Source organism: Desulfosarcina sp., from assembly GCF_033791525.1.
Taxonomy (GTDB): Bacteria; Desulfobacterota; Desulfobacteria; order Desulfobacterales; family Desulfosarcinaceae; genus Desulfosarcina.
In genome coordinates this window covers 1-4824 of record NZ_JASJGN010000091.1, presented here as the reverse complement: position 1 = coordinate 4824, position 4824 = coordinate 1, and the positions used below count along the sequence as shown (strand labels likewise).

7 protein-coding genes are annotated in these 4824 nt (G+C 55.0%); 6 read left to right on the top strand and 1 reads right to left on the bottom strand.

Annotation, left to right across the window (positions count from 1 at the left end; translation table 11 throughout):
• The 6 genes from ruvA to rpsI form a co-directional block, all read left to right on the top strand.
• Nucleotides 1–618 (top strand): Holliday junction branch migration protein RuvA (gene ruvA, locus QNK41_RS04380; protein WP_319254144.1); only part of this gene is annotated, 618 nt, incomplete at its 5' end.
• Nucleotides 619–685: 67 nt separating this feature from the next.
• Nucleotides 686–1726, top strand: a complete 1041-nt coding sequence (gene ruvB, locus QNK41_RS04375; RefSeq protein WP_319254147.1) for a Holliday junction branch migration DNA helicase RuvB — start codon at nt 686–688, stop codon at nt 1724–1726.
• 179 nt (nt 1727–1905) lie between these two features.
• On the top strand, nt 1906–3096 hold the full coding sequence (locus tag QNK41_RS04370; protein ID WP_319254142.1) for a hypothetical protein: 1191 nt from the start codon (nt 1906–1908) through the stop codon (nt 3094–3096).
• Between the two features lie 70 nt (nt 3097–3166).
• Nucleotides 3167–3511 (top strand): polymer-forming cytoskeletal protein, encoded by a 345-nt coding sequence (locus QNK41_RS04365; RefSeq protein WP_319254140.1) that lies wholly within the window; start codon nt 3167–3169, stop codon nt 3509–3511.
• A 205-nt stretch (nt 3512–3716) separates the two neighbouring features.
• A complete protein-coding gene (rplM, locus tag QNK41_RS04360) occupies nt 3717–4154 on the top strand; it encodes a 50S ribosomal protein L13 (RefSeq protein ID WP_319254138.1) in 438 nt (145 codons plus the stop codon).
• Between the two features lie 44 nt (nt 4155–4198).
• On the top strand, nt 4199–4594 hold the full coding sequence (gene rpsI / locus QNK41_RS04355; RefSeq protein WP_319254136.1) for a 30S ribosomal protein S9: 396 nt from the start codon (nt 4199–4201) through the stop codon (nt 4592–4594).
• A gap of 58 nt (nt 4595–4652) precedes the next feature.
• Here the strand turns inward: rpsI and QNK41_RS04350 are convergent, their stop codons facing one another.
• Complete coding sequence (locus QNK41_RS04350; protein WP_319254146.1) at nt 4653–4820, bottom strand: M24 family metallopeptidase; 168 nt, start codon at nt 4818–4820, stop codon at nt 4653–4655.
• Between the last annotated feature and the right edge of the window lie 4 nt (nt 4821–4824).

Here is a 4824-nt window from a genome sequence, read left to right as displayed (position 1 = left end):
ATGATTGGATACCTTGAAGGCAAATTGATGAAAAAGGAAAAGGAACGGATCCTGCTCCTGGTGAACCAGGTGGGATACGAAATCCTTGTTCCGGTGGTGGTAATGGAAACCTTGTCTCCAAAGACCATCGGTGATGAAGTCTCCCTGTACATTTATTATTATCAGACAGAAAGACAACCCAAACCGGTGCTGATCGGGTTCAACCTGGAGGCCGAAAAAGAATTCTTTCAATATTTCATTTCCGTGGAAGCCATCGGACCGCTAAAGGCCGTCAAAGCATTGAACATTTCGGTGGGAGATATCGCTCATGCCATCGAAAGCGGGGACGTCAAGACGTTGAAGCAGTTGAGCGGGATTGGTGATCGTACGGCCCATAAAATTGTTGCCTCCCTGCAGGGCAAGATGAACAAGTTTGCCCTCATCAGGCATGAAAAAGAAGGTGCTCCGGCTCCGATGGATGAAGATTTTATCCAAATGGTGATGGATGTGTTGGTGTCGCAGCTTGGCTACAAAACCACCGATGCGCGGCAGCTGGTCGCCGAAGCCATGAAGAAAAACAGCGCCATCGCCACTGCGGAGCAGTTGTTTGACGAAATTTATCGGGGACAGCGGCAATAGACAGCGTTCCCCACTAATGTAAAATTGGTTGATTGAAGATGGTTGACCTGCAACCATGGACAGCCTGATGCCGGATCGTATTCTCACCCACAGTTCAGATGACATGGCCATCATCGATGGCGCCGTTCAGGCCGATGATCGGGATTCGGACATTCTTTCCCTGCGTCCCGAACGGCTTGATGAATACGTCGGACAGGCTGAGGTGGTGGAGACCTTGAAGATCGCTATCGAGGCGGCCAAGCTAAGGTCCGAACCCTTGGAGCATGTCATTTTTCACGGCCCACCGGGGCTGGGCAAGACCACCTTGGCCCACATTATTGCCAATGAAATGGGCGGGACACTGACCGTGACATCGGGACCGGCTTTGGAAAAGGGGGGTGACCTGATCGGGATTCTTACCCACCTGGTCGAAGGGGATGTGCTCTTTGTTGATGAAATCCACCGCACCCCCAAGACGGTGGAGGAATTTCTCTACCCTGCCATGGAAGACTTTGCCGTGGACTTTGTCTTCGACAAGGGAATTCATGCCCGCAGCCACCGCTACCGGTTGAAATGCTTTACTCTGGTGGGCGCCACCACGCGGGTGGGGCTGCTTTCCGCCCCGCTGCGAGACCGGTTTGGTATTTTTCGAAGTCTCGATTTTTACGGTCTCGATGATTTGGTGCAAATCACTACCCGGTCGGCGGCGCTTTTGAACGTAGCTATCGACACATCGGGTGCACTGGAACTGGCCAAACGCTCGCGGGGGACGCCTCGGATCGTCAATCGGCTTCTCAAGCGGGTTCGCGATTATACCCAGGTACGCGGCGACGGATCCATTACCAAACCCACCGTGGAAGCGGCCCTGGCGTTAGAGGGGGTGGATGACCGGGGACTGACCCGGCTGGACTACCGCTACCTGAAAACCATCATCGATTATTACGGCGGTGGGCCCGTGGGTATCGAAGCCATCTCCGCCACCCTCCAGGAAGAGACCGATACCCTGGTGGATGTGGTGGAACCTTACCTGTTGAAGATTGGTATGGTGATACGCACATCATCGGGTCGACGGACTTCTGATGCGGCCTACCGCCATCTGGGCGTGCCGGTCCAGCGAAAGCTCTTTTGATCAAGTGCCACTTTCTGTCAACGGCAATCGGGGCCTGCTGGACATTTCGGTCAATTTAGGCAGCAACCGGCAAACCCGGGACGTTGGACCGCACAACAGCGTGCGGGGTGATTGACCTGAACGATAAATCGATAAACGGCACACACCGTGCCATAGGAACCGTGAGGAAAGCCTGACCCATGGCAAAACCCGAAAAGCGATGGCAGCTTTTGCTGGTGGCTGACGACGGGCGGATCATTCCTTTTAAGAGAATCAAGGGGATCGCCGTGACCCTGGGGATCCTTCTGGTGATTCTGGGGCTGGCATGCGCCGGATTGGGGTGGCAGCTGACCGCGGAAAAAGTCAGACATCGCCGGACGCTGGCTCAGCTCACCGACGCCAACCGCCAGGTGGTCCATTACAAAAGCGAACATGAATTGATCACTGCTGAGCTGGTGTTGGCTGAAGCACGCATGGAAAAAGCGGGAATGCTGATTCCCCGACGACAGGCGCGTGCTGCGCAGCAAACGGCTGTGGAAACCGTCGATGCCAAACCGGTTCCCGGACCGACAATCGATGATGGCGAGAAAGAAACCAAGCCCATCACTGCAGCCAATCAGGCGTCCGTAAAACCAGCATCCGCTCCACCGGCAGCGCCCCCCCCGGCCAGCGCGGCCAAAGCGGTCGTCCCGGACATTGCCCCGGCTGGAGTAAAAGCAGAATCGAAGCAACCGGCGGTGGCCATGGATGATCTGGATATTAAACACGACGCCGCAAAAGATGTCCTTCTGGCGCGATTCCGGGTAAAAAATACCGGCCCCCGCTCTTCACCGGTTGCGGGCCGGTGTGTGGTGGTGCTTAAAACCGACCAGATGGATCCCGGGGCGTGGCTGGCTATGCCTGATGTCACGCTTGTGGGCGGCAAGCCTGATGGGGCGAGGGGACAGGCGTTCAGAATCTCCCGATTCAGAGATATGGAGATAAAGGCCATGGGGCAGGCGGACCCCTCATCCTTTAAACAGGCGACCGTCTATGTGTTTGATTCTTCCGGGGCCAAGATACTGGAAAAAGAATTCCCCATCGATATTCCTGCGCCTAAACCTGATCCCAAACCGGTTTCCACGCCAGCGGTGCAACCCGCCAACGCGTTCGGGACAACCGCCGTTCCGGCGGTAGCAGAGGAATCGGCGCCGGCCACTATGCCGCTCGATCAAACGGCACCCTTGGCGGATCCCGGAGAAGCGGTGGGCAATCTGCCAATCACACCCACCCAAAAAAGCGATGCCGGGGCTGTGCCGCCGACAGTACCGACCGGAACGCCAGTTGATGATCCATCACTGACAGAAGGTGTTGAACCGGTAGAAAAAGAAGACGTCCGTTCCCGATTTTAACACCCGGGCGACATGATTTTTCGGACCCGTTCAATCCCATGGTTACGACCCAGTTATCAGGAGAGCGGATGTGAAGGACAATGGTAGTAAGTTTTCCATCATCGACAATGGGATGACCGTAGACGGATCCCTGGTAGGCAAAGGCAACCTGGTGGTCAAGGGGTCGGTCAAGGGCACCCTCACCGGTGAAAGCGTGGTCATCAGCGAGGAGGGTCACATCTCGGCAGATACCAAAGTCGAAACCATGACCGTCGGAGGCAGCTTTGAAGGCCGTGTGGAAACGTCCGGGCAGTTGGTGATTCTTGCTACGGGAAAATGCACCGGTGAGATTCTTTGCGGGGACCTGGTGGTAGAGGCCGGCGGCCGCCTGGATGCACGGGTGACCTGCAAGGGGCCGGTTCAGGGGAAAAAATAGTGTCGATCCGGTCATCGGCCGCCACCATCCCCTGCTTCGAACAGGCGGGCGTATCGGTCGAAACCAATGTTGACCGTTTTGAAGTTGTCGATCGTGACATCGCTGAACGGCAGCCCTTCCTTTTCCCGGCCTACTTTTTTCTTGACACATGTGGGATTATCTATTAATAGTCCCTGATTCTAAGAAACGAACAGGAGCAAAAACGGTGAAAAAATATACCTACAGTGCAAAAGACTCCGATAATCAGAACAAATGGTGGGTGGTTAATGCCGAGGGTGCCATCCTTGGCCGGCTGGCCTCCCAGGTTGCCGCCGCACTGCGCGGCAAAAACAATCCGCTCTATACCCCCCATGCGGACCTGGGTGACTCGGTGGTGGTGATCAATGCCGAAAAGATCGTCCTGACTGGTAGAAAAATGGACCAGAAGAACTACTATCGCCACAGCGGCTACATCGGCGGATTAAAGACCATTACCGCCAAAAAACTGATTGAAAAAAGACCTGAAGATGTGATCCGTTTCGCAGTCAAAGGCATGTTGCCCAAAAACAGTTTGGGTCGCAGGATCTTTAAGAAGCTCAAGGTTTACGCCGGGGATCAGCATCCTCATGAGGCCCAGCAGCCGGAAACGATGAGTATCCAATAGGTGCAGGGGAAACCATAGCATAACGTCGATTACTGGGGAATTTCATGGCAACAGAAAAAACAAATTACGCTACCGGAAAAAGAAAGAGTGCCATCGCTAGAACATGGATCAAACCAGGCACGGGTGTCATTACTGTTAACGATCGGCCTGCGGATGAGTATTTTTCAGTGGGCACGGCCAGGACCATCCTGCGGCAGCCGCTGGCCCTGACCAACAACCTGGATGCCTTCGACATCAATATCAAAGTGCATGGGGGCGGTATTTCCGGACAGGCGGGTGCGGTGCGCCATGGCATCACCAAGGCCCTGATCCTCTTCGATCCCGATTTGCGCCCTTCACTGAAGCGTGCCGGTATGGTCAAGCGGGACCCGAGAGAAAAAGAGAGAAAGAAATACGGCCAGAAGGGTGCCCGGGCCCGGTTCCAGTTCTCCAAGCGTTAATATTTTCATCTCAATGATGTTAAGAAGGGAGCAGATCGTATTCTGCTCCCTTTTTGTGTTAGATCGATACGATCTGCTGCTCTGCGCGGGTCAACTGGTCGAGACCGCTCCGGGTGACCACATGGGTGTTCTCGATTCCGACGACCCCTTTGCCCGGAAAGACCAGCTTCGGCTCCAGTGCGATCACCATGCCTTCCTCCAGTTCAGTCGTCTGGCCATGGGCCAGAAAA